Source organism: Microbacterium sp. NPDC089190, assembly GCF_040701795.1.
GTDB classification, from domain to species: Bacteria; Actinomycetota; Actinomycetes; order Actinomycetales; family Microbacteriaceae; genus Microbacterium; species Microbacterium galbum.
Window position 1 is genome coordinate 140374 of the sequence record NZ_JBFBHF010000005.1, and the last position, 26852, is coordinate 167225.

General features: G+C 70.8%; 26 protein-coding genes. 14 read left to right on the forward strand and 12 right to left on the reverse strand.

Annotated features, from left to right (window positions below; translation table 11 throughout):
- Window positions 1-89: 89 nt before the first annotated feature.
- The 4 genes from AB0230_RS16460 to AB0230_RS16475 form a co-directional block, all read right to left on the reverse strand.
- On the reverse strand, window positions 90-449 hold the full coding sequence (locus AB0230_RS16460) for a PLD nuclease N-terminal domain-containing protein (RefSeq protein ID WP_315993962.1): 360 nt from the start codon (window positions 447-449) through the stop codon (window positions 90-92).
- 100 nt (window positions 450-549) lie between these two features.
- Window positions 550-2643: an APC family permease gene (locus AB0230_RS16465; RefSeq protein ID WP_315993961.1), complete on the reverse strand. Its 2094-nt coding sequence runs from the start codon at window positions 2641-2643 to the stop codon at window positions 550-552.
- Window positions 2644-2789: 146 nt separating this feature from the next.
- Window positions 2790-3206: an ester cyclase gene (locus tag AB0230_RS16470; protein WP_315993960.1), complete on the reverse strand. Its 417-nt coding sequence runs from the start codon at window positions 3204-3206 to the stop codon at window positions 2790-2792.
- A 203-nt stretch (window positions 3207-3409) separates the two neighbouring features.
- The gene (locus AB0230_RS16475) at window positions 3410-4258 is read right to left on the reverse strand and encodes a serine hydrolase (protein ID WP_315993959.1); all 849 of its coding nucleotides are present in this window, start codon (window positions 4256-4258) and stop codon (window positions 3410-3412) included.
- Between the two features lie 48 nt (window positions 4259-4306).
- Here AB0230_RS16475 and AB0230_RS16480 point away from each other — a divergent pair, with 48 nt between their 5' ends.
- Complete coding sequence (locus tag AB0230_RS16480) at window positions 4307-5410, forward strand: VanZ family protein (RefSeq protein ID WP_366376903.1); 1104 nt, start codon at window positions 4307-4309, stop codon at window positions 5408-5410.
- Between the two features lie 62 nt (window positions 5411-5472).
- Here AB0230_RS16480 and AB0230_RS16485 read toward each other — a convergent pair whose 3' ends face one another.
- Both AB0230_RS16485 and AB0230_RS16490 read right to left on the reverse strand, forming a co-directional pair.
- On the reverse strand, window positions 5473-6054 hold the full coding sequence (locus AB0230_RS16485) for a GNAT family protein (protein WP_315993957.1): 582 nt from the start codon (window positions 6052-6054) through the stop codon (window positions 5473-5475).
- 47 nt (window positions 6055-6101) lie between these two features.
- The gene (locus tag AB0230_RS16490; RefSeq protein WP_315993956.1) at window positions 6102-6851 is read right to left on the reverse strand and encodes a LysM domain-containing protein; all 750 of its coding nucleotides are present in this window, start codon (window positions 6849-6851) and stop codon (window positions 6102-6104) included.
- A gap of 179 nt (window positions 6852-7030) precedes the next feature.
- Here AB0230_RS16490 and AB0230_RS16495 point away from each other — a divergent pair, with 179 nt between their 5' ends.
- From AB0230_RS16495 to AB0230_RS16510, 4 genes are all read left to right on the forward strand, one after another.
- On the forward strand, window positions 7031-8284 hold the full coding sequence (locus AB0230_RS16495) for a wax ester/triacylglycerol synthase domain-containing protein (protein ID WP_363577515.1): 1254 nt from the start codon (window positions 7031-7033) through the stop codon (window positions 8282-8284).
- 149 nt (window positions 8285-8433) lie between these two features.
- Entirely contained in the window at window positions 8434-9024 is a 591-nt protein-coding gene (locus AB0230_RS16500; protein ID WP_315993954.1) for a hypothetical protein, read from the forward strand.
- A gap of 66 nt (window positions 9025-9090) precedes the next feature.
- A complete protein-coding gene (locus AB0230_RS16505; RefSeq protein WP_363577517.1) occupies window positions 9091-9837 on the forward strand; it encodes a YcnI family protein in 747 nt (248 codons plus the stop codon).
- 2 nt (window positions 9838-9839) lie between these two features.
- On the forward strand, window positions 9840-10424 hold the full coding sequence (locus AB0230_RS16510) for a copper resistance CopC family protein (protein WP_363578170.1): 585 nt from the start codon (window positions 9840-9842) through the stop codon (window positions 10422-10424).
- A gap of 136 nt (window positions 10425-10560) precedes the next feature.
- Here the strand turns inward: AB0230_RS16510 and AB0230_RS16515 are convergent, their stop codons facing one another.
- Window positions 10561-11433, reverse strand: coding sequence for a neutral zinc metallopeptidase (locus AB0230_RS16515; RefSeq protein WP_366376906.1), 873 nt, complete (start codon window positions 11431-11433; stop codon window positions 10561-10563).
- A gap of 268 nt (window positions 11434-11701) precedes the next feature.
- Here AB0230_RS16515 and AB0230_RS16520 point away from each other — a divergent pair, with 268 nt between their 5' ends.
- The 4 genes from AB0230_RS16520 to AB0230_RS16535 all read left to right on the forward strand — a co-directional run bounded on the left by AB0230_RS16520 (window position 11702) and on the right by AB0230_RS16535 (window position 15621).
- Window positions 11702-13009, forward strand: coding sequence for an extracellular solute-binding protein (locus AB0230_RS16520; protein ID WP_315993951.1), 1308 nt, complete (start codon window positions 11702-11704; stop codon window positions 13007-13009).
- A gap of 91 nt (window positions 13010-13100) precedes the next feature.
- A complete protein-coding gene (locus AB0230_RS16525) occupies window positions 13101-13973 on the forward strand; it encodes a sugar ABC transporter permease (RefSeq protein WP_363577521.1) in 873 nt (290 codons plus the stop codon).
- Window positions 13970-14869, forward strand: a complete 900-nt coding sequence (locus AB0230_RS16530; protein WP_315993949.1) for a carbohydrate ABC transporter permease — start codon at window positions 13970-13972, stop codon at window positions 14867-14869. Before AB0230_RS16525 ends, AB0230_RS16530 begins: the two co-directional genes overlap by 4 nt.
- A gap of 2 nt (window positions 14870-14871) precedes the next feature.
- The gene (locus AB0230_RS16535) at window positions 14872-15621 is read left to right on the forward strand and encodes an alpha/beta fold hydrolase (protein ID WP_366376909.1); all 750 of its coding nucleotides are present in this window, start codon (window positions 14872-14874) and stop codon (window positions 15619-15621) included.
- A gap of 386 nt (window positions 15622-16007) precedes the next feature.
- On the opposite strand, the gene AB0230_RS16540 is transcribed toward AB0230_RS16535, so the two are convergent.
- Genes AB0230_RS16540 through hisD (AB0230_RS16550) form a run of 3 tightly spaced genes read right to left on the reverse strand, consistent with a single transcriptional unit; the run spans window position 16008 to window position 18834 of the window.
- Window positions 16008-16766, reverse strand: a complete 759-nt coding sequence (locus tag AB0230_RS16540) for an aldolase/citrate lyase family protein (protein WP_366376911.1) — start codon at window positions 16764-16766, stop codon at window positions 16008-16010.
- The gene (locus AB0230_RS16545) at window positions 16763-17521 is read right to left on the reverse strand and encodes an SDR family oxidoreductase (RefSeq protein ID WP_315993946.1); all 759 of its coding nucleotides are present in this window, start codon (window positions 17519-17521) and stop codon (window positions 16763-16765) included. The genes AB0230_RS16540 and AB0230_RS16545 overlap by 4 nt, the downstream gene beginning before the upstream one ends.
- Window positions 17518-18834: a histidinol dehydrogenase gene (hisD, locus tag AB0230_RS16550; protein WP_315993945.1), complete on the reverse strand. Its 1317-nt coding sequence runs from the start codon at window positions 18832-18834 to the stop codon at window positions 17518-17520. Before hisD (AB0230_RS16550) ends, AB0230_RS16545 begins: the two co-directional genes overlap by 4 nt.
- A gap of 110 nt (window positions 18835-18944) precedes the next feature.
- Between hisD (AB0230_RS16550) and AB0230_RS16555 the strand changes: the two genes are divergently transcribed.
- The 4 genes from AB0230_RS16555 (at window position 18945) to AB0230_RS16570 (ending at window position 23048) form a co-directional block, all read left to right on the forward strand.
- Entirely contained in the window at window positions 18945-19943 is a 999-nt protein-coding gene (locus AB0230_RS16555; protein ID WP_363387897.1) for a LacI family DNA-binding transcriptional regulator, read from the forward strand.
- Between the two features lie 126 nt (window positions 19944-20069).
- Window positions 20070-21050, forward strand: a complete 981-nt coding sequence (locus tag AB0230_RS16560) for an ester cyclase (RefSeq protein ID WP_315993943.1) — start codon at window positions 20070-20072, stop codon at window positions 21048-21050.
- A gap of 19 nt (window positions 21051-21069) precedes the next feature.
- Window positions 21070-22236 carry a cupin domain-containing protein gene (locus AB0230_RS16565; protein ID WP_315993942.1) on the forward strand — a complete coding sequence of 389 codons (1167 nt, stop codon included), beginning with the start codon at window positions 21070-21072 and terminating at the stop codon, window positions 22234-22236.
- Window positions 22236-23048: a nitrilase-related carbon-nitrogen hydrolase gene (locus tag AB0230_RS16570; RefSeq protein WP_366377043.1), complete on the forward strand. Its 813-nt coding sequence runs from the start codon at window positions 22236-22238 to the stop codon at window positions 23046-23048. The genes AB0230_RS16565 and AB0230_RS16570 overlap by 1 nt, the downstream gene beginning before the upstream one ends.
- 56 nt (window positions 23049-23104) lie before the next feature.
- Here the strand turns inward: AB0230_RS16570 and AB0230_RS16575 are convergent, their stop codons facing one another.
- A complete protein-coding gene (locus AB0230_RS16575) occupies window positions 23105-24019 on the reverse strand; it encodes a LysR family transcriptional regulator (RefSeq protein ID WP_366376915.1) in 915 nt (304 codons plus the stop codon).
- Between the two features lie 78 nt (window positions 24020-24097).
- Between AB0230_RS16575 and hisD (AB0230_RS16580) the strand changes: the two genes are divergently transcribed.
- Window positions 24098-25417 (forward strand): histidinol dehydrogenase, encoded by a 1320-nt coding sequence (gene hisD / locus AB0230_RS16580; protein WP_366376917.1) that lies wholly within the window; start codon window positions 24098-24100, stop codon window positions 25415-25417.
- A gap of 117 nt (window positions 25418-25534) precedes the next feature.
- Here hisD (AB0230_RS16580) and AB0230_RS16585 read toward each other — a convergent pair whose 3' ends face one another.
- Window positions 25535-26749 (reverse strand): amidohydrolase, encoded by a 1215-nt coding sequence (locus tag AB0230_RS16585; RefSeq protein WP_366376919.1) that lies wholly within the window; start codon window positions 26747-26749, stop codon window positions 25535-25537.
- Between the last annotated feature and the right edge of the window lie 103 nt (window positions 26750-26852).

Genomic DNA, 26852 nt, shown 5'->3' on the forward strand with positions numbered 1-26852 from the left:
GCCCAGCCATCCCCGCCGAGTGTCCAGGACACCCGGACGCTCCGGAGATCCGCCCGGGTGTTGTGGACACTCGACCCTGGTCGGGCGCGTCAGGCGCCGCCCTCGGCGCGGCGGCGACGCACCTGCTCCTCGAGGTCGGCGAGGTGCATCTCGCGCTCGAGGTCGGCGATCTGCTGCTCCGTCGTGCGTGCGTCGCGCGGGGCCGGGGCGGGCGACGGGTCGGGCTGCCTCTGCCACCGCCGCGGGTCACCGAAAGTCAGGGGAGCCGTGCGCTGCTCGTACTCGCGCCCGATCGTGAACCACAGGATCGACCCGATCAGCGGCAGCAGCACGATGAAGAACACCCACACGAACTTCGGCATGTGCTTGACCTGGTCGTCGCGGCGCGTGATGGCATCGATCAGCGCGATCACCATCACGACGAGGGTCAGCAGGGCGAGGATCGGCATGGCCCCCACCCTGGCGGAGCACTCCGCGCGGCGTCCACCTTCTGGCCGCGTTGCGAAACGCCGAACGCCCCCGCCGCGTGGCGAGGGCGTCCGGATCGGATCAGGATGCCGGATCCGACGGCGTCTTCTTCACGCGCTGCGCCGGGACCTCGGCGATCGGGCGGCCGCTGCGCGATTGGCCGGGCAGGGGGCGCGACCGGCGTCCGTAGATGAGCTCCGACGAGTCGAGCAGCCACGGCACGAGCGTGATCGAGACGCCGTGCACGAGCATGAGCTGCTGGGCCAGGCGGCGCGAGCGGCGGTTGTGGAGGATCGACTCCCACCAGTGCCCCACGATGAACTGCGGCAGGTACACGGTGACGACGGCGGAGCCGTTGTTCGCGCGGTACTTCTTGATGAACGTCGACACGGGCGAGCTGTAGGTGCGGTACGGCGAGTCGATGATGACGAGGGGCAGGGGCATGTTGTGCTCCGCCCACTCCCTCTGCAGCTTCGCCGCGTCTTCGTCGGTGATGGCGACGTGCACGGCGAGGGTCTTGTCGTGGTTAGCGGCGAGGGCGTAGTCGATCGCCTTCATCACGGGCTTCTGCAGGCGGTTGACGAGGACGATGGCGACGTCGCCCGACGAGCCGAAGTGCACGTCGTCGTCCATGCGGATCTCATGCTCGACGTCGCGGTAGTACCGGTTCACGCCGATCATGAGCACCGCCAGGATCGGGATGGCGATGAACACCAGCCACGCGCCGTGCGTGAACTTCGTGATGGTCACGATGAGCAGCACGAGCACGGTCATGGCCGCGCCGACGGAGTTGATCCACAGGCCTGCGATGGCCGAGCGGCGTTCGATCGCCGCCGACTGCTGCTTCGCCGCCTCGGGGGGCAGGTCCTTCAATCCGCGCAGCGTGCGGCGCCAGTGCTTGACCATGCCGATCTGGCCGAGCGAGAACGACACGAAGACGCCGATGATGTAGAGCTGGATCAGCGTGGTGAGGTTGGCCTGGTAGACGATCAGCACACCGATGGCGACGATGCCGAGGATGATCATGCCGTTCGAGTACACGAGCCGGTCGCCGCGGGTGTTGAGCGCCTTCGGGGCGTAGCCGTCGCGCGCGAGCACCGACCCGAGCAGCGGGAAGCCGTTGAACGCGGTGTTGGCCGCGAGCAGCAGCACGCACGCGGTCGCGGCCTGGATGATGAAGAACGGGATGCTGCCCATGCCGAAGGTCGCCGCGGCGACCTGGGCCATGAGGCTCGGCTGCGGGTTGTTCGCGCAGTCGAACCCGATGAGGTGGCAGGGGTTCTCGGCGTAGTGCACGCCCGAGATCAGCGCGAGCGCGGTGAGGCCCACGAACAGGATGATCGCGATGCCGCCCATCATCGTCAGCGTCGTCTGGGCGTTGCGGATCTTCGGCATCCGGAACGCGGGCACGCCGTTCGACACGGCCTCGACGCCCGTGAGAGCGGAACAGCCGCTCGAGAACGCGCGCAGGACGAGCAGGATCAGCGCCGCCTGCGTCAGCGACTCCGCCTGCACCGCGTACTGCGCGCTCGAGGCGACGGGGGCGAAACCGAAGAGGGTGCGACCCAGGCCGACGACGATCATCACGCCGACCGACCCGATGAACAGGTAGGTGGGGATCGCGAAGACGCTCGAGGCCTCGCGCACGCCGCGGAGGTTGACGATGACGATGAGGATGACGAACCCGACCGCGATCTCGACGCGGAACGGGTTGAGTTCCGGGAGCGCCGAGATGATGTTGTCGACACCGGATGCCACCGACACGGCCACCGTGAGCACGTAGTCCACGAGCAGGGCCGCTGCGACGACGACCCCCGGCACTTCGCCCAGGTTCTTGCTGGCGACTTCGTAGTCGCCGCCGCCCGAGGGGTAGGCCTTGATGAGCTGACGGTAGCTGAGCACCACCACGACCAGCAGCACCACGACGGCCACCGCGACCCACGGGCTGAGGGTCAGCAGAGCCGTTCCGCCGATGAGCAGGATCATCAGCAGCTCCTGCGGGGCATAGGCCACGGAGGAGAGGGCGTCGGAGGCGAAGATGGGCAGCGCCATCTTCTTAGGGAGGAGCTGCTCGTCGAGTTTCTCGGACGTGAGAGGCTCGCCGATCAGAATGCGTTTCGCGATCGGCGTCTCTTCGCCGTCAACGCGACTTTCGTCAGTCACGGCGCGCGACATTACGCGCACTCCAGGCTCTGCGCAATCTGACGCGCACGGCGTTCACCGGATGGTCGACCTCCACGGATCCTCCCGGACGACCTCCATCGGGTGAAGGACGTCGTCCGGGAGTGCCGAAGGGTGTTCTCGCGGGTGCGATCTGTCCGTCACGCGTCGGGCGCGAGGCCCAGCTGGGTGAGGATGCCCAGCTCGTCGCTGCTTCCCCAGCGCTCGGCGAGCTTGCCGTCGACGAAGGTGCTGATCTGTACGCCGCGGATCTTCACCGGCCGGCCTGTCGGAGCGTGGCCGCGGAACTCGCCGGTCTGCGTCCCGGTCAGCGTGTACGCGAACGCGACGCTGTCGTCATCCGCGACGAGCTTCTCCACCGCGAGTGCCATGTCGGGGAACGCCGTCCGCAGCTCGCCGAAGAACGCGGCGTACCCGCGCGGACCTTGCTCCTGACCGGGCGCCGGGTCGTGGTCGACCGAATCGGGAGCGACGAGGTCGTCGAACGCGGCGAAGTCGCCCGCGTTCACCGCCTCGCCGAATGCCTGCTGGGATGCGATGTTCTGCTCACGAGTCATGGGATCTCACCTTTTCTGCACGCCACCGGTGCCTGAATCGACCGTGCTGGTCGCGAGCGACGGTATGCCGCCACCTCGGTCGTCACCGGAGGGTTGACCGTCGGCGGTCGGCCTGCTGTGCCGGGTGTCGCGGCGCCACGACGCCGGGCACGATGCGGCCCCGTCGAAGGATGGGCCTCGACGCGGGAGCGGTCTCGACGGGGTCAGGCGGCGCAGCGCTCGGCGATGTATGCGGCGATCGCGTCGGCGCCGACGTGGTCGTGCGCGGTGATCGTGACGACGGTGTCGGCGACGAAGACGAGCAGTTGGCCGTGCGCGCCATGCAGCCGCCACGCGGCACCGGGGCCGTCCCATCCCGCGAGCGCGTAGCGGCGATAGCCCTCTCCCGCGCTCCCCGTTCCGATCCACGCCGTGTGCAGCGCATCCACCGTCTGCGCCGAGACGAGGCGGCGCCCGTCCCACATGCCGCGGTCACGGATGAGCTTTCCGAGACGGGCCATCTCCTCCGTGCGGAGGGAGAGTCCCTCGCCACCGAGCACCCGCCCGAGCGGGCAGCGTCGCCATGCGACGTCGTCGAGACCCAGCGGGGTGAACAACCGCGGTCGCAGGAACTCCTCGACGTCGCCCGTGCGCTGCGACAGCGCGTGCATCGCGGTGTACGTGCTCGCGTTGGAGTACTGGAAGACGCGCCCCCGCGTGGGGCGGGAGAGGAACTCGGCGGCGACGTCGGGCCAGTCGGTCATCATCGTCTCGGAGTAGGGGAAGTCGATGCCGCTCGACATCGACAGGAGGTGGCGGAGGGTCACGTCGGTGGCGGCGGGCAGCAGCTCGCCCACCGGGGCGTCCAGCGCCGCGAGACCCTCGTCGGCCGCGATCCCCGCAGCGAGCACCGCGACGGCCTTGGCGACCGAGTGGATCTCCTCGCGCTCGTCGGGCGCCCAGCGGTGTTCCGCGACGGCGTCGCCGACCCGCACGTGCAGTCCGTGGGCGCGGAAGCCCGTGTCGTCGATGCGGGCGACGAGCTCGTCGCGGAGGCGGGTGGCGCGGCACATGTGCACAAGGCTACGGAGGCCCGACCGACCTCCCCCTAAGCTCGCGGGGTGCACAACATCGTCGGATCGGGGCTGCTCGCCGTCTTCGCGGGTGCGGTGGTCGCGGTGCTGGCGTTCGTGCCGTTCGTCGCGGTCAGCTATCGCCGTCGCGGGGGATTGACGCTGTGGCGCACCCTGCTGTGGGCGGGCGCCGCCGTGTACTTCTGGGCGATCTGGACGTACACGCTCATCCCCCTGCCCGACGGCGACGCCTACCGCTGCGCGGGGGTGAACCTCCGCCCCTTCGAATTCGTCGACGAGATCCGCGCGGCGGTCGCCGTCTCGGGCCGCTACCTCACCGACCCCGTCGTGCTGCAGGTGGCGTTGAACGTGCTGCTTTTCCTCCCGCTCGGGTTCTTCCTCCGCGTCCTCGGCGGACGCGGCATCCTGATCGCCGGAGTCGCGGGCCTGGTCGTCTCGGGGGTCATCGAGACCACGCAGCTCACCGGCGTCTGGGGGATCTTCCCGTGCGCCTATCGCGTCTTCGACGTCGACGACCTGATCGCCAACACCTCGGGAGCGCTCCTCGGGTCGGTACTCGCGTTCGCGGTGCCCGCGCAGCACCGGGGAGTGCAGAAGAGCCCGGATGCCGAGCAGCCCCGCCCGGTCACACGTCGCCGTCGGTTGCTCGGCATCGTGTGCGACGTGGTGGGCGTGTGGCTCGTGGGCTTCGCCGTCTCGGTGGGCGTGCAGGCGGCGATCGCCCTCACCCTGGGGGATGCCGCGACCTTCTCGACCGACGAGGTGGCCTCGCTCGCGGGGACGCTGGCCTCGGCCGGCCTGTGGCTGGTCGTGATCCTGACGACGGGGAGGTCGATCGGCGACCTCGCCACGCGCGTGCGGTTCACGAACGGTGTGCTGCCGGCGTGGGTGGCGCGGCCGCTGCGCTTCCTCACCGGGGCTGGAGCGTACGCCGTGCTCGCGGGGCTGCCCGCGCCGTGGTCGTTGACGGCCTTCGTGCTCGCGCTCGCGACCGGGGCGCTCCTCGTCGTCTGGCGTGACGGGCGGGGTCTCACCGGGTGGATCGGGCGCCGCCGCCTGGTCGACGACCGGGCGGGAGTGGTGAGTCCGTCGGTCGACGCGTCGTCGTCGGCCCGCGGCACCCTCGAGTGACGGCGAAGATCGCCATCCGTCACAGCGCGTTCCAGCCCTGGATCTGACGGCCCGGGTGGACGTCACCGGTTCGCGGCGAACTCCTCGGCCAGCACGCCCATGAGCACCTCGTCGTGGAAGCGACCTCCGTGGAACGCCACGGCGCGGCGCACGCCCTCACGCACGAATCCGGCCTTCTCGTAGGCGCGAAGGGCTCGCGTGTTGAAGGCCCAGACCCGCAGTTCAACCTTGTGCAGGCCCAGCTCGTCGAAGCCGTAGCGGAGCATCGTGCGGGTGGCATCCGTGCCGTAGCCGCGGCCGACCGCGTCGGGGCCGATCATGATCGCGAACGTCGCGACACGCGCGGGCAGGTTTCCTCCCCACAGCGTCGCGTGGCCGATGAGGCGCCCCTCCTCGTCGTCGATGCTGTAACCCGCGCCGCCGGGGGAGTCGTTGCGGCTCCACGCCTGGAACATCTCCCGCACGGATGCGACGGGCCGATGCTGCACGCCGCCCTGCTGCAGGACCGCCGCGTCGTCGCGGCGCCACCAGTCCACGAGGGCGTCGAGATCGGCGTCGGTGGTCGCCCGCAGGCGGACGCATTCGCCACGGAGCAGGTCGGCACCGTAGGCGAGCGCGGAGGAGGTGTCGCGAAGGTCGTCCATCCATCGACCGTAACGGGGCGTCGCCAACAGACCCAGAGGAAAGGGCCTCAGGCGAACATCTGCCGCAGCGCGGCGAGATCTCCGGCGTCGAGAGCGCGGGCGATCACGTCCGCGTCGTCGGCCGAGGGGAACAGGCCCGCCAAATCGTCCCGGAAGATCGAGCGCATTTCGTCGAGATCATCGGCATGGGCGGCGACACGCATCGCCTCGATGGCGCGCTGATAGGGGATCTGCTGATAGCCCCCGGGGGCATCGGGGGGACTGAAGTACGGGATCCACGGAAGCGATCCATCGGGATGCAGGAGCAGCACGTCTCCGGGCTGGATCACGCGCGTGTGGTTGAGGTCGGCGATGCTCAGCGGGTTGGCGATGCAGAAACGATCGCCGATCGCGTAGAGCGAGTCGCCCGGTTCGACGGTGTAGGTCATGACGACACCGTCGTCGTCCACTCCCACCGGACCGGCGGCGAGCTCGCGCGGGCCTCGGTCGATCAGGTCGTCGTTCAGGCTCGCGCTCATCCTGCCGAAATGGATCCACCGCGGGATATCGCACCCTTCGGGGTCGTTCCGCCGGATCATGAGGCCGTTGCCGACGTCCACGTAGCCCTCGCCGAGCCCGGTCGCGTCCGTCTCTCCCGCGCCGGATGCCGCGGTCTCGGTCGGGGAGGGAGCGGGCACGGCCGCACCGATCGACGTCACGTGCGTGAAAGCGGCCGACACGGCGGGAGCGGCGAGCGCGAAGAGCCCGCCGACGACGACGATCGACACCCCGCTCGCGATCGCTGCTGCCTTCTTCATGCGCTCACCCTACGGGGGTGCCTTCGCGGATGCCGGCGATTCTGCGGACGCGGGCCGCACCCTCGCAGAGGCGGTGTCCCCTGCCTGGCGATGACCGGAGGGATGCGTGTCGCCACCCCCGAGGCGTCTCGGTCGGGAGAAGGACCGTGCTGCGCCACCCGCCGCGCTACCGTGACCCCATGAGAGAGCCGCTGTCGCCGGCGGACGCGCGCATCCTGGCGCTGGAGTCCGACGTGGTGCGCGGGCACGCCCTGAAGCTGCTCGTGCTCGAGCCGGGCCCGTCCCTCGACCTCGAGGCCGTGCGCGCGAGCGTCGCCGAACGCCTGGGTGCCTTCCCGCGCGGCCGTCAGGTCGTGGTCGACGACGGCGAAGGACCCGCGTGGGTCGACGCGGCCGAGGTCGAGGTCGCGCACCACGTCCGCCGCTTTGCCGCGGGCGACCCGGCGGACCTGCGCGCGGTCGTCGGGCGGCTCATGTCGGAACCCCTCGACCGGTCGCGGCCGTTGTGGACGATCGACCTCATCGGGCCGCTCGCCGACGGGCGCGAGGCCGTGGCCGTGCGCCTGCATCACGCGCTCGCCGACGGACTGACGGCCGTGCGCTTCCTCGAGGCGGTGGTCTTCGAGCCGCACGACGCCCCGGCTCACGAGGTCGGCATCCGCGATCCCGCGGCGCGCCCGACGCGCTGGAGCGAATGGGAGCGGATGCCGCTGACCGTGGCCCGCGAGCTCGGCCACCCGGGATCGCATTCGCCGTTCGACCGCCCTCTCACCGCACGCCGTGCCCTGGCGTTCGTCGACGTGCCCCTCGCCGAGGCGCGGGCGGTCGGTGCGTCTCGCGCCGCGCACGCGACCGTCAACGACGTGCTCCTCGCCGTGATCGCGGGGGCGCTGCGCCGACGGCTCCTCCACCACGGCCACACGCCGCGGGTGAACGCCCAGGTGCCCGTGAGCCTGCACGAGAAGGGGGAGGATGCCGCGGCATCCGGCAATCGCGACTCCTTCGTCGACGTGGGCCTGCACCTGCACGAGCCCGACGACCTGCGCCGACTCGACCTGCTGAGCGCGCAGATGCGCGCACGCAAGAACGGACGCGATGCCCGGGCGCTCGACGAACTGTTCCACGCGCTCGCGTCGGCGGGGCCCCTCGGAACGTACGTGCGCGGCCTCGCCGACGACCCGCGCGAATTCGCGCTCGCCATCTCGAACGTGCCCGGTCCCCGCGTCGCGGTGGCCGTCGCCGGGCGCCGCGTCGGACACGTCTACACGTCGTCGGAGCCGGGCCCCCGCCACGCGCTGCGCGTCGCGGCGATCTCCAACGACCGCTGGCTGGGCGTCGGCTTCTGCGTCGACCCCGCCGCGGTGCCCGACGTCGACGAGCTCGCGGACGCCGCGCACGACGCGTGGGAGGCGCTGCGCGCCGGGACCGAGTGAATCGGTCGCGGTCGCGACCCGCCCCGGCATCCGGCGTTCACGTGTCGCGTCCCGGCCCCGCTCGATGCCGGGACGGCACCCGTTTCGATGCCGTGACACCGCACGCACCGGCACCGGCCGCGCCGCCTAGGCTGGACGCGGAGGGTCGGATGTCGTCGAGAGCAGGGCGCGCGCAACGCGTGGGCCGCGGTGTCGCCGCGGCGGCCGTCGCGACCTTCATCGCGACCGTCTCGCACGCCTCCGTCGGGGCGGAGCTCCCTCCCACGCTCAACGCCGTCCTCGCGCTGTGCCTCGCCGCCCCCGTCTGCGTGCTGCTGGCGGGGCGCACGGCGTCGTGGTGGCGCCTCTCGCTCGCGGTCGTGCTGAGCCAGGCGCTGTTCCACGGCATCCTGGCGCTCGATCTGAGCGGGAGCGGCGCGGGGCCGATGTCGCACCACGGTGCCGCGCCGCTTCTGCTGGATGCTGCCGCCACGGGGCCGGCGCACGCCGCGCATTCGCCCTGGATGTGGGTCGCGCACGCGTTCGCGGCGGCGGTCACGATCCTGGCCCTCGGTCGCGGCGAGCGGGCGGTGCGGGCGATCGCGCGCTTCTTCGTCGCGGTGCTTCTGCGGCTGCGCCCGTTCCGCGGACCGGCGGCGCGCACGGATGCCGTCCGCACGGCACCCGAACCACTGCTGCTGACGACGGCGATGACGGTGCTGTCGCCGATGAGGCATCGGGGTCCGCCGCGCGCGGCGTGACCTCCGACACCCTCCTTCGCGGCGCGTCCGTCTGATCGGCGCGCCCATTCGCAGAAAGCAGCACCCATGTCTCGCAAGACCATCCTTCGTCGTACCCTCGCGGGCCTCGCCGCCGGCGCCGTCCTCGCCATCGGCGCGCCGCTCGCGGCGTCCGCGCACGTCACCGTCAACCCGAACACCGCGACGCCGGGCAGCTACGCCACGGTGAACTTCCGCGTCCCGACCGAGTCCGAGACGGCATCCACCGTCAAGGTCGAGGTCGCCCTGCCCACCGACACCCCGCTCAGTTCCGTGCTCGTCGAGCCGGTGACCGGGTGGACCGCCACGGTCGAGAAGGGCGCCCTCCCCGCCCCCGTCGAGGTCGACGGCAACACCATCTCGGATGCCGCACTGAAGATCGTCTGGCAGGCCGACCCGGGCATCGGCATCGGCCAGGACCAGTTCCAGATCTTCTCGGCCGTGCTCGGGCCGGTGCCCGACACCGGGCACCTGCTGCTGCCGGCGACGCAGACCTACTCCGACGGGGAGGTCGTGGAGTGGGCGGCGACGCCCGACCAGGTCGCAGCCGACGACACGCTCGAGCCCGCGCCGGTGCTCTACATCAACGACGCTCCGCCGGCCGGGGAGCACAGCCACGGGACGTCGACGACGGCGGCCTCCGCCACGGACGACCACTCCAGCGAGGCGAGCGCCACGACGAGCGACTCCTCGTCGGGCGTCGCGCTGGGGCTCAGCATCGCGGCCCTCGTGGTCGCCGCGGCCGGTGCCGTTCTCGGCGCCCTCGCCTTCGCGCGTCGTCCGAAGCGCGCGTGAGCATGCGCTCCCGCACCGCGCTTCGCCGCGCACTCGCCGGGGCGGCGGTGATCGCTGCGGCGATGACCGCCGCCTTCGGCGGGGCCACGGCCGCATCCGCGCACGACAGCCTCGTCTCGTCGTCTCCCGCGGAGGGCGACAGCGTCTCGAGCCTGTCGGAGGTCACCCTCGACTTCAGTGCCAACCTGCTCGGCGCCGACGGGGGGAACCTCGTCATCGTGGTGGGGCCCGACGGCCGGCACTACGAGAGCGAGTGCGCTGCTCTCGCCGGTCCCACACTGACGACCGCCGTCGCGCTCGGGGCACCCGGCGACTATCAGGTCGAGTGGCGCGCGGTGTCGTCCGACGGTCATCCGGTGTCGGGCGTCATCCCGTTCACCTGGACGGGCGAGAGCGCGTCCGACGGCTCGGAGCAGTCGCCCTGCGCCGCCGCCGTCGGCGCGGGGGAGGCCGCACCGGAGACGGATGCGGTGTCGCCGGCAGGGATGTCCGGCCTCACCATCGGACTGCTCGCGGGCGGCGGTGCCGTGGTGGTCGTCGGCATCCTCATCGTCATCATCCTCCGTACCCGCAGCCGCGAGGACTGAGTCCTCGGACCGCCCGCCGTCGGACGTCCACGTCCGCGGCGGGCGGCTCGTGCCGGGGTGAAGTCCTGCGGACGACGGCATCCGGATGCCGGGACGGCGGCTCCGGGGCGCCCGACGCCGGACGCCGGGGCCCGGACTACAGGCTCGAGCCCGCCACCGAGAAGGTGTCGCAGGCGTTCACACCGCCCTGGCGGCCCGCGTCGAACCACCGCGTCCGCTGCTCGCTGGAGCCGTGCGTGAAGCTCTCGGGGTTGGTGACCTGGCCCGCCTCGGCCTGGATGTGATCGTCGCCCACCGCGGCCGCCGCCGAGAGCGCATCGGTGATCTGCTGCTCGGTCGGGGGCTGCAGATACGGCGTGCCGTTCTCATCGACCTGCTCGCCGGCCGCGGCGACCCAGGCGCCGGCGTAGCAGTCGGCCTGCAGCTCGGTGCGCACGCCGTTGCTGTCGGGGCCCGTGCCGTTGTTCGGGTACTCCTGCATCACCCCGGTGAGGTTCTGCACGTGGTGGCCGTATTCGTGGGCGAGCACGTAGAGCTGGGCGAGGGGACCGGCGGTGGTGTCGTACTGCTCCCGCAGGATGGAGAAGAACGTCGGATCGACGTACACGGTCTCATCCGGCGGGCAGTAGAACGGTCCCGTCGCGTTCGACGCCGTCCCGCACGAGCTCGACGTCGCCCGGTCGACGATGATCAGCTGCGGCTCCCGGTACCCGTCGAGGCGCTCCTGCCAGAACTGATCGATGCTGAGGGTCGCCGCCGCGAGGCGGCACGTGTCGTCGTTGTTGGCATCCTGTCCCGTCGAACAGTTGGCGATCGCCTCACCGCCGCCCTGGGGCGCGGCGGGGGCGCCGCCGCCGAGGAGCCCCGACAGGTCGGTGCCGGTGAACGCCGAGATCAGCAACACCACGATCGCACCGAGTCCCACCGCGCCGCCGCCGACGGCGGCGACCGTTCCGCCGCGCCGCTTGGCCGAGTTCCCGCCGACGCGGGCATTGTCGTTGAACGTCACGGCGTTCACGGTACGCGCGCCGACAGCCGCGAACACGGGGCTGGACTTCTCACCGCCGAGTGGGAGCACACCTCCGTGAGCGACCCGGCGCCGGGCGCCGACCTGGCGTGCCCAACGTGTCGATGAGACCGGATGCCCCATCTTCTTGTCTTGCGCCCCGGGCCGCGCCGCCGCCCATGCTCATACGTATTCACGAAACACGATCGTTACCGTCCGATGTGAACGCTTAGGCTTCCCTAAGCGCTATGCATACGTATACGGTTTGGCCATGTCATCCACCAAGAAGCGCGCTATCGCCCTCGCCGCCGTCGCGGCCGTGGGTGCACTCGCCCTCTCCGGATGCGGCGCGGGTAGCCGCACGGGGAACGCGAATGCCACCGAGGTCACCTGCGACTACACCGCCCCCGAATCCGCGACCACGGTCAACGTGCTCGCCTACAACTCCTCCGCCATCGATCCGTTCACCGACACGATGGTCTCCAGCTGCACCAAAGATGATGTCACGGTCAAGCACGACCCGATCGACTTCGGCGGCCAGGTCACGAAGACCACGGCCACCCTGTCGGGGGACACCGGCAGCTACGACATCGTCGAGACCTACGGCTTCGTCATCCCGAGCCTCGCCGTCGACGACAAGCTCGTCCCCCTCGACGATCTGTTCGCCGAATTCGCCGACAAGTACGACCTGAACGCGATCAGCGAGTCGATGCGTCAGGGCATGTCGTACGACGGCAAGCTCTACGCCCTGCCCATGCAGGCGCAGATGTTCGTCATGGCCTACCGCACCGACGTCTTCGACGAGCTCGGCCTCGAGGTCCCCCAGACCTTCGATGACATGATCAGCGCTGCCGAGGCCATCAAGGCCTCGGGCAAGATGCAGTACCCGATCGCGCTGCCGTGGCTCGCCACCGCCGACGTGACGACGAGCTTCCAAGCCGTCATGAACTCGCTCGGCGGCGACTTCGTCGACGCGAACGGCACGGTCACCCTCGACACCCCGGAGGCCAAGGAGGCGCTCCAGGCCATGCAGAGCCTGCAGCCCTACATGGACCCGCAGGTGACCACCTTCGACCAGCCGAAGGTGCAGCAGCAGATGTACAACGACACCGCGGCGATGTCGATCATGTTCTCGGGGCGCATGAGCGATCTGACCAAGTCGGAGAACAGCAAGCTGTCCGAGAACTTCGGCTTCGCGGCACCGCCGAAGGTCTCGACGTCGGCGCCGTACCTGTACGACCGCCTCTCGATCGACGGATGGTCGATCCCGTTCAACACCAAGCTCGACCACAAGATGCTGTTCGAGATGATGGCTTCCGCCGTCAGCGAGGACGCGTCGAAGGCCTCGGTCCCGGCGGCCTACCCCGCTCGCGAGGGCATGGTCACCGCCGACAACTCGCCCTACGGGCAGGCTGCCAACGACTCCATCGCGGGTGCCATGCCGCCCGTGGTCTCGCCGGTGCTGGCCCCGATCAGCAACGAGATCACGCCGATCGTGGCGCAGTTCCTCGCCGGCGGCCTGTCGGTCGACGAGGCGACGGCGCAGATGCAGGCAGCGGGGGAGAAGATCGCGGGCTGACGCCCGCCATCGCCCGCATCCACCGGTGAACAGGAGGGCCCGGCCCGGTCGACGACGACCGGGCCGGCGCCCCACTGAGAGGAGTCGTCCCGTGAAAGCACGCGAGTTCTGGGTGTTGTTCGCCCCCAGCCTGGCCATCATGAGCGCTCTGCTCGTGTTCCCCCTTCTGCGTACCGTGCAGTGGAGCTTCGAGAACGTCCGGTACGGCGTCCCGGGGACCTTCGTCGGTCTCGCGAACTTCACCGACGCCCTGAGCGATCCGCGATTCCATCGGGCCGTCGTCTTCACCATCGCCGTGACGGTGGTCACCACCGCCATCCTGCTCGTCTTCGGGTATCTGATCGCCATCGCGGTCAACACCCTCCGCCTGTCGCGACCGCTGGTCCTCGGCATCATGCTCGTGTCGTACGTGCTGCCCAACCTCGTCGGCGCCGTCGCCTTCTCGTGGCTGTTCGACGACAACTTCGGAGGGGTGGTCAATCGATTGATCGGCTTCTTCGGCGGAACGCAGGTGCTCTGGTTCACCGATCAGGTGCCCAACGCCCTGCTCGTCATGCTGAACACCGTGTGGCAGATGCTGCCGTTCGCGATGCTCATCATCCTCGCCGGTCTGCAGGGAGTGCCGGTCGAGTTGCGGGAGGCCGCTCGTATCGACGGGGCGAACGCGTTCCAGACGCACCTGCAGGTCATCATCCCCACCATCCGCGGGGTGCTGGGCTTCGTCTGCCTCATCACGATCATGGATGTGCTGCGCATCTTCGACGCCCTGATCCCGTTGTCGCCGCAGGCGGAGACGATCGGCAACGAGTCGATCATGCTCTACGTCTATTCCGTGGCCTTCGCCAACGGCGCACAGGAGCTCGGTCTCGGCAGCGCCATCAACGTCCTGACCATCCTGCTGATCCTGGTCATGCTCATCCCCTTCATCCGGGGCATCTTCAAGGAAGCGAAGGCGGCCCGATGACCCTCCGCACCGAAGCGCTCTCCACGCGCGCGATCACCACCGGCGACATCGAGGGCAAGAACCGACGGCCGCGGCCGCGGCGCCGCATCCGAGGTGTCACGGGGTTGCTGCTCGGCATCCTGTGCTTCCTCATGCTCAGCCCGTTCATCTGGATGACGCTGTCGGTGACGAAGCCGACCGACGTCGCCTTCGCCAACCCGCCCGTCCTGTCGGGCTACGAGCCGACGCTGAAGGCGTTCGTCGACCTCTGGGAGACCACCTACTTCGCCGACTACCTCGTCAACACCCTCTCGGTGGCGGTGATCTCCACGTTGATCGCCCTCGTCATCGGCATCCCCGCCGCATATGCGCTCTCGCGGTTCCCCAGCTACATCTCGGCCCTCCTGCTCGTGCTGGCCCTGATCTTCCGGGCCCTGCCGCGCTTCGCCGTGGTGCTGCCGATGTACGACATCAGCCGCGCGCTCGGGATCTACGACACCACCTTCGCGCTGGCCATCGCCCTCGTCGCGATCAATCAACCGTTCACGATCTGGCTGCTGCGCAACTTCTTCGCCGAGATCCCCCGTGAGCTGGACGAGGCGGCCATGATCGACGGCTGCACCCGCATCGGCATGCTGCGCCGGGTCATGATCCCGCTGATGGGACCCGGCATCCTGACCGCCGGCATCTTCGTCTTCCTCTTCGCGTTCCAGGAGTATCTGACGGCGCTGGTGCTCACCGACACCTCGTCGAAGACGGTCCCCGTCTTCATCGCCACGCAGCTCGGTCAGACGCTGCCGATGCTCCAGCAGGCGGGCGCGGCGTCGATGCTGCTGACGATCCCCGTCGTCGTCATCGCCTTCATCGCGCAGAAGTACCTCGTGGCGGGTCTGAGCGACGGCGCCGTCAAGGGCTGAGGGTGTCGGCTGCGCCCCTCGTCCTGCTGGCGGGGATGAACTGCACGACCGACCTGTGGACGGGGTGCGGTCTCGACGACGCCCTCACCCCGGCGGTGGATGCCGACGACCTCGACGCCCAGGTCGACCGGCTTCTGCGGACGCTGCCCGGACGGTTCGTGATCGGCGGCCTCTCGCTCGGCGCGATCGTCGCGATGGCGCTGGCGGTGCGCGCGCCCGAGCGCGTCGTCGGCCTGTGCGTCACGGCGGCCAACGCGAAGGCGCCCACCCCGCGGCAGCGCGAGGGATGGGCGGTGTGGCTCGACCGGCTGTCCGCGGGGGAGTCGCCCGCCGCACTGCAAGCCGGCATCCTGCCCGTCCTGCTGTCGGCGAGTGCGCGCGAGACCCGCCCCGACCTCGTCGAGCGGACGATACGCATGGCGGAGGAGACTCCGTCCCGGGTGCTCGAAGCGCAGCTGCGCCTGCAGGGGAGCCGCATCGACCTCCTGCCGCACCTGCGTTCCACCGCCGTGCCGACGCTCGTCGTCGCGGGGGCGGACGACGCGCTGTGCCCACCGGATTTCCTCGACGAGATCGCCGCGGCGCTGACGGGTGCGCGTCAGGAGCGGCTCGAGGCGGGGCACCTCGTGCCGCTCGAGCGACCGTCCGAATTCGGCGCCCTCGTGCGCGCGTGGCGGGCCGGGACGGATGCCGTGCCGCGCGGTGCATCGGCACGCTCGGGTCGCACCGGAGCGAGCCACGGTCCGCTCTGACGCCGGCAGCCGGCTGCGCGCGGCCGGGCGCTCAGGTACCGTCTCGGATGGCGCTCGGGTCCTCGCCATCATCGATCCGACCCGGGCGCGTCTCGTCGATGAGCCCCGCCCTGGGGGAGGGTTCCTTTGCCGCGGATGGTCTCTCCCCGGCGCGCGGGGCGACCACGCGGGGCAACTGACGCCGGGCGCGGGAGGCGCGTTCGCCGCAGATGGTCTCTCCCGGCCGTGCGGGGCGACAACCCGGGGCGACTGGCCGCGATGGGCGCGTTCGCCGCAGATGGTCTCTCCCGGCGTGCGGGGCGACAACCCGGGGCAACTGGCCGCGGGAGGCGCGTTCGCCGCAGATGGTCAGGGGTGAGAGGGGCGGGCCGGGGGCTCAGGCGAACTCAATCGACAGCCGCCCGAAGGCCGCGGAGGTGCGTCATGAGCGATGACGCGAGGTTGTAGACCACGAGCCTCGCTCCGTCGTCGAAGGCCGCCGCCGCGGCGGCGGGGGTGCCGACGATGTCCATGCGCATCTTGCCCGCCGCCGCCACCGCGCGGTTCACGACTGCGGTCGCCTCGGGGAGGGGGAGGTCGTCCGGGCCCGTGGATGCCGCGAGGTCGGCCGGCCCGATCATGATCCCGTCGAGGCCGGGCGCGGCGGCGATGGCGGCGGCCGCGGAGACCCCTGCGGGCGACTCGATCATCCCGAGCACGAGGGTGTTGCGCAGGTACCAGTCGCGGTGGTCTTCGGGCGCCGTTTCGCCGAAGCGTCCGGCCCGGCTGTAGGTCGCGAAGCCGCGCGTGCCGACGGGCGGGTAGTGAGCGGCCGCGACCACGGCTGCCGCCGCGGCCGCGTCGTCGATGTGCGGCACCAGCACGCCCTGTGCGCCCTGGTCGAGCACGCGCAGGATCGAGCCGGGGTCGTCCTCGCCGACGCGGACGATCACGGGCACGCCGTGCATCGTCGCGACCGCGATGTGCTGACGCAGCGCGATGACGTCGGCGGGGCCGTGCTCCGCGTCGATCAGAACGAAGTCGAACCCGGCGACGGCGAGCATCTCGGTCAACTCTTCGGCGGGCATGCGCAGCAGTGCACCGATGAGCCGTTCCCCGGACTCGGCACGCGCGCGGAGCGAGACCGGTCGGCCCGGCGGGTTCACGCGATCATCCCCGCGGAGAGATCGACGTCGGCGCCGCACATGCCCGGCATCGCCAGCATGGCCACGACCGCCGCTCCGACCTCGGCCTCCGTCACCATGCGCCCGAGTGCTGCGCGCGAGACGAACGCGGCCTCGGCTTCGGCGGCGGTGCCGCCCGAGCGCTCGGCTTCGCGTCGGAAGTTGCGGGCCATGCGCTCCCCCTCGACCGGCCCCGGCGACAGCGTGTTGACGCTGACCCCCGCGGGGCCGACCTCGAAGGCCAGCGTGGCCGTGAGGCCGAGGACCGCCATCTTCGACGCGGTGTAGGGCGTGCGGTGCGCGAGGGGCCTCTTGCCCGAGACGGAGGCGAGATTGACGACGTCGCCGGCTCCTCGCGCGACCATCGCGGGCAGGAACGCGCGGCACATGAGAAAGGTCCCGCGCACGTTGACCGCGAAGACCTCGTCCCATTCGTCGACGCCGATGTCGGTGAGGGCGGCCACGGGGCCCGCGATGCCGGCGTTGTTGACGAGGATCGAGACCTCGGTGCCGGCGAGCGCCTCGCTCAGAAGAGCCACGGAGTGCTCGTCGGCGACGTCGCAGACGAACGCGCGCGCCGATCCCGGCAGCCGATCCACGACGGCGTCGAGCGCGTCGCGCCGGCGCCCGACGACGACGAGGTCGGCCCCGGCGGTCGACAGGGCGTGGGCGATCGCCGCTCCGAGACCGCTGCCTCCTCCCGTGACCAGCGCGGTGCGTCCGGTCAGATCGGTCATCGCGCTCCCGCCGTGCTCTGCTCGATCCAGGGGAAGGTCGCGTCGCCGTGGCGCCATGCGCGCGCGTCGCCGGAGCGGGCGTGGCCCTCGAAGAGCTCGACGCGCGCAGCGCGGCCGCAGACCTCGCCGAGCATCGCGGAGGACGCGGGGTCGGTGATCTCCTGGTACGTGATCGTGCGCAGGTACTTGCCCACCCAGAGGCCGCCGGTGTAGCGGGCGGCGCCGAGCGTCGGAAGCACGTGATTGGTGCCGATGACCTTGTCGCCGTACGAGACGCAGGTGTTCTCGCCGAGGAACAGCGCCCCGTAGTCGTGCATCTTCTCGAGCGCGGCGCGGGGCTCGCGCGTGAAGATCTGCACGTGCTCGAAGGCGAACGAGTCGGCGAGGGCGTATGCCTCCTCGAGATCGTCGACCACGATCACCTGGCCCCAGTCGCGCCACGCGGGCTCGGCGTAGTCGCGCGTGGACATGCCGGGCAGGATCTCCTCCACCAGCTCCATCACGCGTTCGCCGAGGGCCCGCGAGGTCGTGATGAGCACGGCCGGCGATTCGGGCCCGTGCTCCGCTTGCGAGAGCAGGTCGACGGCGGTCAGGAACGGATCGGCGTCGTCGTCGGCGACGATGAGGATCTCGGTCGGGCCCGCGAAGAGGTCGATGCCCACCTCGCCGAACAGCTGCCGCTTCGCCTCGGCGACGTAGGCGTTGCCGGGTCCGGCGATCAGGTTGACGGGGGCGATCGTCTCGGTGCCCACCGCCATGGCCGTGACGGCCTGGACCCCGCCGAGGATGTAGATCTCGTCGGCGCCGGCGAGCTTCATCGCCGCGACCGTCGCCGCGGGGATCTCGCCGCGGATCGGCGGGGTGCACGCGACGACGCGCGGGACGCCGGCCACCTTGGCCGTGATGATCGTCATGTGCGCGGATGCGGTGAGGGGGTATTTGCCGCCCGGGATGTAGGCGCCGGCGGCCCGCACGGGAACGTGCTTCTGTCCGAGGTGCACGCCGGGCAGGGTCTCGACCTCGATGTCGACGAGCGAGTCGCGCTGTGCCTGCGCGAACGTGCGCACCTGCTCCTGGACGAAGCGGATGTCCTCGATCACCTGGGGGTCGAGGGTGGCCATGATCTCCGCGACGCGCGCGTCGTCGAGGCGGAAGGGCTGCTCCCACCGATCGAACTGCGCCGCGTACCGGCGCACCGCGTCGTCTCCCTGCGTGCGGATGTCGTCGATGATCGTTCCCACCCGGGCGGCGACGTCGCTCTGCGCGGTGTCGGTGAACGACTTCGTGGGCGCCTTCTTCAGGTAAAGGGGCATCTTCGAATCCTCTCGTTGCATACGTATGCTCACATCATGACTGCGTATGCACGCGGGGTCAACCTTTCGCTAGACTTCGACCCTCAGCACTGAGCCGCCAGGGGGGATCCATGGCCATCACGAGCAGAGACGTCGCTCGACTGGCCGGCGTCTCGCAGCCCACCGTCTCCCGCGCTCTGCGCGACGACCCCCGCGTGTCGGAAGACACCAAGAAGCGCGTCCGCGACGCCGCCGCGCTCCTGGGATACGTGCCCAGCGAGGCGGGGCGCGCGCTGTCGTCGGGGCGGACGCGCCGCATCGGCCTGCTCGTGACCGACCTCGACAACCAGTTCTATTCGCACATCATCGCCCCCCTCCACCGCGAGCTCGAGACCCACGGCTATCAACTGGTGCTGCACACCGAGACCACCGACGAGTCGGTGGCGGAGCGTCTCATCGCCAATGGCCTGGACGGCGTCATCCTCGCCACGACCACGGTGGAATCGGTCGTGCCGCTGCGCCTGCGCGACAGGGGTCTGCCCTTCGTGTACTTCAACCGCACGGCGGCGCTCGTCGACGCGGATGCCACGGTCGTCGCCCCCTCCGTCGGATTGCAGGATGCCGTCGATCGCGGCCTCGCCCTCGGGCATCGGCGCATCGGGGCGGTGCTGGGGCCGCAGAACACCAGCACGGGCCGTTCCCGCGAGCGCGCCTTGCGCGCAGCCCTCGCCGACCGCGGAGTCTCACTGGACGCCGATCTCGTGCGCCACGGACCGTTCGACACCGACGCGGGCGACGCCGCGACCGCGGAGCTGCTGGCGCTCGAGGGTGCTCCCACCCTCATCTTCTGCGGCAACGACGTCATGGCCTACGGGGCGCTCAACGCCGCCCGGCGGGCGGGTGTGCCGGTGCCCGACGGCGTCTCGATCATCGGTTTCGACGACCTGCCCCCGGCATCCTGGCCCATCATCGAGCTCTCAACCATCGCCTACGACTACGTGCAGATGGCGCGCGAGGCGGGACGCCTCATGGTGCGCCGCATCGAGGAGCGCCCGCAGGAGTACGCCCACGTGGAGTTCGCGACGACCTTCATCGAGCGCCGCACGCTCGCCGCCGCCGTCACGCGCTGACCCTTCGGCGCGGACTCGAGCGGGAGATGTCCGGCGTGCGCAGGACTCTTGCGTGGCGGTTGTGCATACGCATACACTGCCGACATCGCCCGCGCCGACCCGGCGCCACACACGAAGGAGCCCCGAGTGCCTCTCGACCCGGTCGCCTACCAGCCGTACGCGGATCCCGATGACTTCATCCGCGAGGTCACCGATCTGATCTGGGTGGACCGTTCCATCAGCTTCATCCGAGACAACTACGAACCCGACTCGATCGTCCACGGGGCGTACGGCACCTCGACCACCCGCGACGAGGTCATCGAGGGCACCCTCATGCGCATCTCGGCGACCCCCGACCGCACCGGACAGGCGGAGGACGTCATCTGGGAGGCGCGCGGAGACGATGCGTTCCTCAGCTCGCACCTGGTGTTGTCGGGGCACCTGCAGTCGTCCGACTACAGCCGCACGATCGCCAACTGCCTGTACCGCCGCGGCCGCATGGTCGAGGAGTGGGTCGTTCGCGACACCCTCGCCGGCGCCCTCGTGCTGCAGAGCGATCTCGACGAGCTCGCCCGTGCGCAGGCGTTCCGCGGCTACACCGGCACCTGGACCGAGCCGGCTCCGGCCGACCCCATCGCGGTGGGCGACTCGGGCCCCCGTCCCGACGACTACCGCCCCGAGGTCGAGCGCGTCGTCGAGATGATCCAGACGGTGTGGAACGACCGCGACCTGCAGAAGGTCGAGAAGTTCTTCCATCGTGACCTGGTGCTGCTGACCGTCGGCAACCGCCTCGTCATCCGTCCCGAGGGGTACCGCCGTGCGCTGCTGCGGTTCCTCGAGTCGTTCCCGGCCGGGCGGTTCGAGATCCGCGACATCCAGACCAACTACGACGTGCGATACGCGGGTCTGCGCGTCGCGGTCACGTGGAAGTTCGTCGGCGACTACAACGGCGTCGCGAACTACGGCCCCCTCACCGGTCGCCCCGTCGACGTACTGGGGATCTCGCAGTTCACCTTCCACCAGGGGGCGCTGGTGAAGGAAGTGCGGCTGTGGGACGACATCGCGCTGCGCGCGCAGATCGCCGGAATGCGAGGCGACGAGCCCGTCGTCCTCGGCAACATCTACTGATCCAACGAAGGAACACATCATGAGCACCGACCACGCGAGCCCCTCCACCGACGTCGACGGGGCCGAGATCCAGCGGCGAACGATCCGCAAGAGCGACTGGGCCCCGCACAACGCGGCCTTCATCGACTGTCGCACCCCCGGGTCCGACCGCAAGTCGAACTACGCCTTCATCGGCGGCGGCGTCTCGCAGAACGCGGGGCAGGTCATCAACCTCACCGAGGAGCACGGCTTCAACACCGGAGCCGCGGGGATGCCGAACGGCATCTCGAACAATCTGCACCTTCACTTCACGGCGGAGGTGTTCGTCAACCTCGGCGGCGAATTCCGCCTGCGCTGGGGGATCGACGGCAAGCAGGGCGAGTACGTCAGCACCGACGGTGACATCATCTCGATCCCGACCTGGATCTTCCGCGGTTTCACGAACGAGGGGCCGGACGACGGCATCCTGTGGACCGTCCTCGGGCGCGACGTGACGGGGGGCATCATCTGGGGGCCGTCCGTGCTGAAGGAGGCGGAGTCGTACGGTCTCTATCTCACCGCCGACAACCAGCTCATCGACACCGTCGCCGGTGACGAACTGCCCCAGGACGTGGCGCTCATCAAGCCCATTCAGCAGCGGTACATCGACGAGCTGACCCCGTTCTCGGTCGAGCAGATGCGTGAGCGGGTCGTCCAGCCCGGCGACCGCGTCTACAGCGCCAACGCCCTCCTGTGCGCGAGCCTGCCGGGCGGTGCCGCAGAACTGAGCCTCGCCATCGGCTACGGCATGACCGAGGACCGTCGTCAGGTCCCCCGCATCCACGAACCCCACTCCTTCAACATGGCCTGGGTCCGTGCCGCCGAGGACGAAGGCATCCTGCGCCACCGTCACGACAAGAACCAGGCGCTGCTGGTCAAGAGCGGACGCTGGGCGGTCACGCTGAACGGCGACCCCTCCACGACGGTCGAGCTGGACCCCTCGGACTCGTTCTCGGTGCCCGCGGGCGCCTGGCGCGCCTTCCGGTGCATCGAAGCCGGCGACAGCGGCGCCGGAGAGCTGCTCGTGGTCAACTCGGGAGACGACCGGGTGTACCTCGAATGGGCCCCCGAGGTCGTGGACGCAGCCCGCGACGCCGACTGGATGCTCGACCCCAACGGCTACCTCGCGCCCGTCGGCGTGATGGTGACCGCGACGGAGGACGACTGATCTCCCCGCGCGAGCTCGTCGTCGCCGCGGCCTCCCCCCGCATCGCCGTGGGAGAGGTCGCGGCGAACCTCGACGCGGTGCGCGCCGCGGTCGGCGAGGCAGCTCATGCCGGTGCGCGACTGATCGTCGTGCCCGAGCTCGCCCTCAGCGGGTACGTCTTCGCCGACGTCGCGGAGGCCCGGTCCGCGGCCGTCGCCCGCGACGATCCCCGCTGGGAGGCGATCGCGCGGGAGCTGCCCGAGGGGGCGGTCGCGGTCATCGGCTACGCCGAGGATGCCGGACCCCGGCTGTTCAACACCGCGGCGCTGCTCTCGCGCGACGCCCGGCTGGGCGACTATCGCAAATCGCACCTCTGGGGCGAGGAGTCGATGTTCTTCGCGCCGGGGGACACCGCCGGCGCCGTCGTGGAGACGCCCGTCGGTCGGATCGGGGTGGCCATCTGCTACGACAACGAGTTCCCCGAGGTTCCGCGGCGCCTCGCCCTCGCCGGGGCGGAGGTGCTCGCGCTCCCGGTGAACTGGCCCCTGGTCGACCGGCCCGCGGGAGAACGCGCCCCCGAGACGATCCAGGCGATGGCCGCTGCCCGCTCCTCGCGCCTGGCGACCGTGATCGCCGACCGCCACGGGTCCGAGCGCGGCGTCGCGTGGACCGGGGGCACGGCGATCATCGACGACGACGGGTGGATCGCGGCGGCGCCGACGGGCGGCGACGGCATGGTCGTCGCAACGCTGCGTGTGCGGCATCCGTCCGACAAGGCGCTCCCGCCGTTCAACGACCTGTTCGCCGACCGGCGCCCCGAGCTGTACGGCTGAGGCCGCGCGCGGAGCGGGACGCGTCGGCGCGCGCCAGCCCCGGACCCGCGGGTGCGTCAGGCGACCGCGCCGCGTCCCGCACGCGCGCGCAGCATGTCCTGCGCCATGTCGGCCAGACGGCGCGCCGCCGGTGACGGTTCCGCCCCCTCGCGCCGCGCGAGCGCGATCGTGTCGTAGAGGGGTTCGGTGAAGGGGACGACCCGGATGCCGGCGGGGAACGTCGGCGACTCGGCGATCGAGCGCGAGACGATCGTGTCGGCGGTGCCGGAGGCCACCAGGCCCAGCGCCGTCTCGACGTTCTCGACCTCGATCGCGGGCTCGAGGAGGAGCCCCTGGGCGCTCGCGCGCTCACGCAACTGGCGCCGGGTGGGATCGTCCCAGCCCGCGTAGGCGTCGTACAGCACGAGTTTCGCGGCGGCGACCTCGGCCAGGGTCACGGGGTGCGCCGGTGCGTCGGCGCGAGCCGAGGCGTAGACGACCTCGTCGCGCATGAGCGGGGTGATCGTCAGGCCCGCGTCGTCGACGGGGAGCACGAGGAGTCCCGCCTCGATCTCGCCCGCGGCGATGGAGCGCGCGACGAGGGCGGAGTTGATGCCCACGAGCCGCACCCGCACCCCGGGATACTGCTCGTGGAAGCGCTGCAGCAGATCCGACAGCTCGTAGTAAGCCGCGTTGCGCAGCACGCCGAAGGTGCACGTCCCGGACTCGAGCGCGGTGAGCGCGCGCATCGCCTCGACCCCGTGGTGGATCGCGCCCACCGCGCGCTCCGCATGCGCCCGCAACGCGAGGGCCGACTCGGTGGGGACGAGGCGCCGCCCTCCGCGTTGGAACAGTCGCACGCCGAGCTCGCGTTCGAGGCGGGCCACGAGCTCCGAGACGGAGGCCTGGGTCGAATCGAGTTCGACCGCGGCGGCGGTGAACGACCCCCGTTCCAGAGCGGTCAGGAAGGCGCGCAGCTGGGCGATGGTCACGAGCCAATGGTAAACCCGATGGATACCATCGCATCCATCGTTCTTGTGGGGGACGTCACCGCGATCTAGCGTTCACTCATGCGATTCACTCCCGCGCTCCTCGAGCGCCTCGACGGCTCCTTCCACCACCTCAAGACGCCGCTCATCGACGCCCCCGCTGCTCAGCGCGACCCGGCCGTCATCGAGACCGTCTCGGCCATGCTCAGCGACATCGGTCGTCGGGGGATGGATGCCGTGCTCGATTACGCGCGTCGACTCGACCGCTACGAGGGCGGCGACATCGAGCTCACCACCGCGCAGATCGCCTCGAGCGGCGACCGCCTCGCGCCCGATCTCCGCGCGGCGATCGAGCTGGGGTCCGAGCGGACGAAGGCGTTCGCCGCCGAGCAGCGCGGTCGTCTGACCGACTTCGAGACCGAGCTGGTCCCGGGACTCGCCACGGGCGTGCGCTACGTCCCCGTGTCGCGCGTCGGCGCCTACCTGCCCGCGGGGCGCTTCCCTCTCACCGCGAGCGCGTTCATGACGGTCGGGGTCGCGAAGGCGGCCGGTGTGCCGACGGTGATCGCCTGCACGCCCCCGCAGCCCGATGGCGGCGCGAACGACGCCGTCGTCTACGCCGCCCACCTCTCGGGGGTCGACCGCGTGTTCGTGCTCGGCGGTGTGCAGGCGCTCGCCGCGATGGCCTACGGCCTGCTCGGCGACCTCCCCGTCGACATGTTGGTGGGCGCCGGCAACGCCTATGTCGCCGAGGCGAAGCGTCAGTTGTTCGGCACCGTCGCCATCGACCTCCTCGCGGGACCCTCCGAAGTCGCCGTGCTCTCCGACGACAGTGCCGACCCCGAGATCGTCGCGGCCGACCTTCTCGGGCAGGCCGAGCACGGCCCCAACTCTCCCGCGGCGCTGGTGACCACGTCGCACGAGCACGGGCAGGCCGTGATCGCCGCCGTCGAACGTCAGCTCGAGACGCTCGCCACGGAGCCGATCGCGGGTCCCGCGTGGCGCGACTACGGCACCGTGACGGTCGCGGCCGACCGCGAGACGGCGGTCGCCCTCATGGACGACCTGGCGCCCGAGCACCTCGAGGTGATCACGACCGACGACGACTGGTACCACGACCACCTCCGCAACTACGGGTCGATCTTCCTCGGGCCCTGGAGCACGGTCGCCTACTCCGACAAGGGCATGGCGGGGACCAACCACGTCCTTCCCACCGCGGGCGGCGCCAAGCACAGCGCCGGCCTGTCGGTGTCGCGGTTCGTCAAACCGCTCACCTACCAGCGGATCAGCCGGGCCGCCACGCCCGCCCTCGCCGAAGCGGTGCAGACGATCTCCGACTCCGAGGGCATGGCTGCGCACAGCGCGACGGCGACCATGCGCCTGGCGACGTACGCGGAGTGAGGACGGGGCGGACGGCCGCTCCCCGACCCGTCGCGTATCCGCACGCCGGGTCGGGACGCGGCCGTCCGGGGCTGAGCCGCTCGCGGGGTCGGTCCCTCCCTCGCACGGCGCCCCGCGTCAGTCCAGGAACTCCCGCGCCGCGACGACGAGGTTCTCGACACCGCGATCGATCGTCGGCTGCATGACCGGAGCGAAGAAAGGCGAGTGGTTCGTCGGGATGTCGCGCTCGATCGTGCCGCCGGCCACGGCATCCGCGAATCTCTGCGGGTCCACCCCGCCCCAGAACCAGAACACCAGCGGCGCGCCCGAGTCGCGGGCGAACCATGACACGTCCTCGCTCCCGGTGAACATACCCGGGTCGACGACGCCGGCCTCGCCGAACGCCCGACGGAACGCGGCCGTCAGGCGGGAGGTGGCATCCGGGTCGTTGATGGTGGGCGGCAGGGAGTGGTCGGTGGTGATGGTGGGTTCCTTCTCGGCTCCGGATGCCGCCGCCTCGGCGCGGACGATCCGCTCGACCTTGCCCATCACGCGCTCGCGCGCCGCGTCGTCGGGGTAGCGCAGGCTCAGCTCGAGCTTCGCCTCCGCCGGGATGATGTTGTTCTTCAGGCCCGCGTGGATCGAACCGACCGTCACGACGGCGACGTCGCGCGGGTCGACTTCGCGCGAGACCACGGTCTGCAGGCGCATCACGGTGGCGGCGGCCATGACGACCGGGTCGATCGTGGAGTGCGGGCGCGAGCCGTGACCACCGCGGCCGTGGAGCACCACGGTGAGACCGTCGGATGCCGCCATCTGGGTGCCCGGGCGCACGCCGATGACGCCCGCGGGCAGCGGCGTGACGTGTTGGCCGAGCACGATGTCGGGCTTCGGGTAGCGCTCGAGCACGCCGTCGGCGATCATCGCCTGCGAGCCCGCGCCGTACTCCTCGGCGGGCTGGAACACCGCCACGACGGTGCCCGACCACTCGTCGGTCGTCGCGACGAGCCGCTCGAGCGCCCCGATGAGGGCGGTCACGTGCATGTCGTGACCGCACGCGTGCATGACCGGAACGGCGTTGCCCGCCGGATCGGTGCCGCGGGCGGTGCTGGCGTAGGCGAGACCGGTCTGCTCCTCGACGGGGAGACCGTCCATGTCGGCGCGCAGCCAGACGACGGGGCCCGGGCCGTTGTCGATCCGGGTGACCACACCGGTGCGCCCAACGCCTTCTTCGACCTCGAGGCCGAGGTCGGCGAGGTGGCGGGCGATGACGCCCGCCGTCCGCGTCTCCTGGAACGACAGCTCCGGGTGGGCGTGCAGATCGGTGTAGAGGCTTTCGAGGTCGACGCTCATGGATCGAGCCTAGTTCGCGACCCCTCGCCCGCGCCCGCCCGGCCGCCCTTTCTGTCGAGTGTCCGGGACACGCCGCGAGGCGCGTCCGAGACGCGGCGCGTCC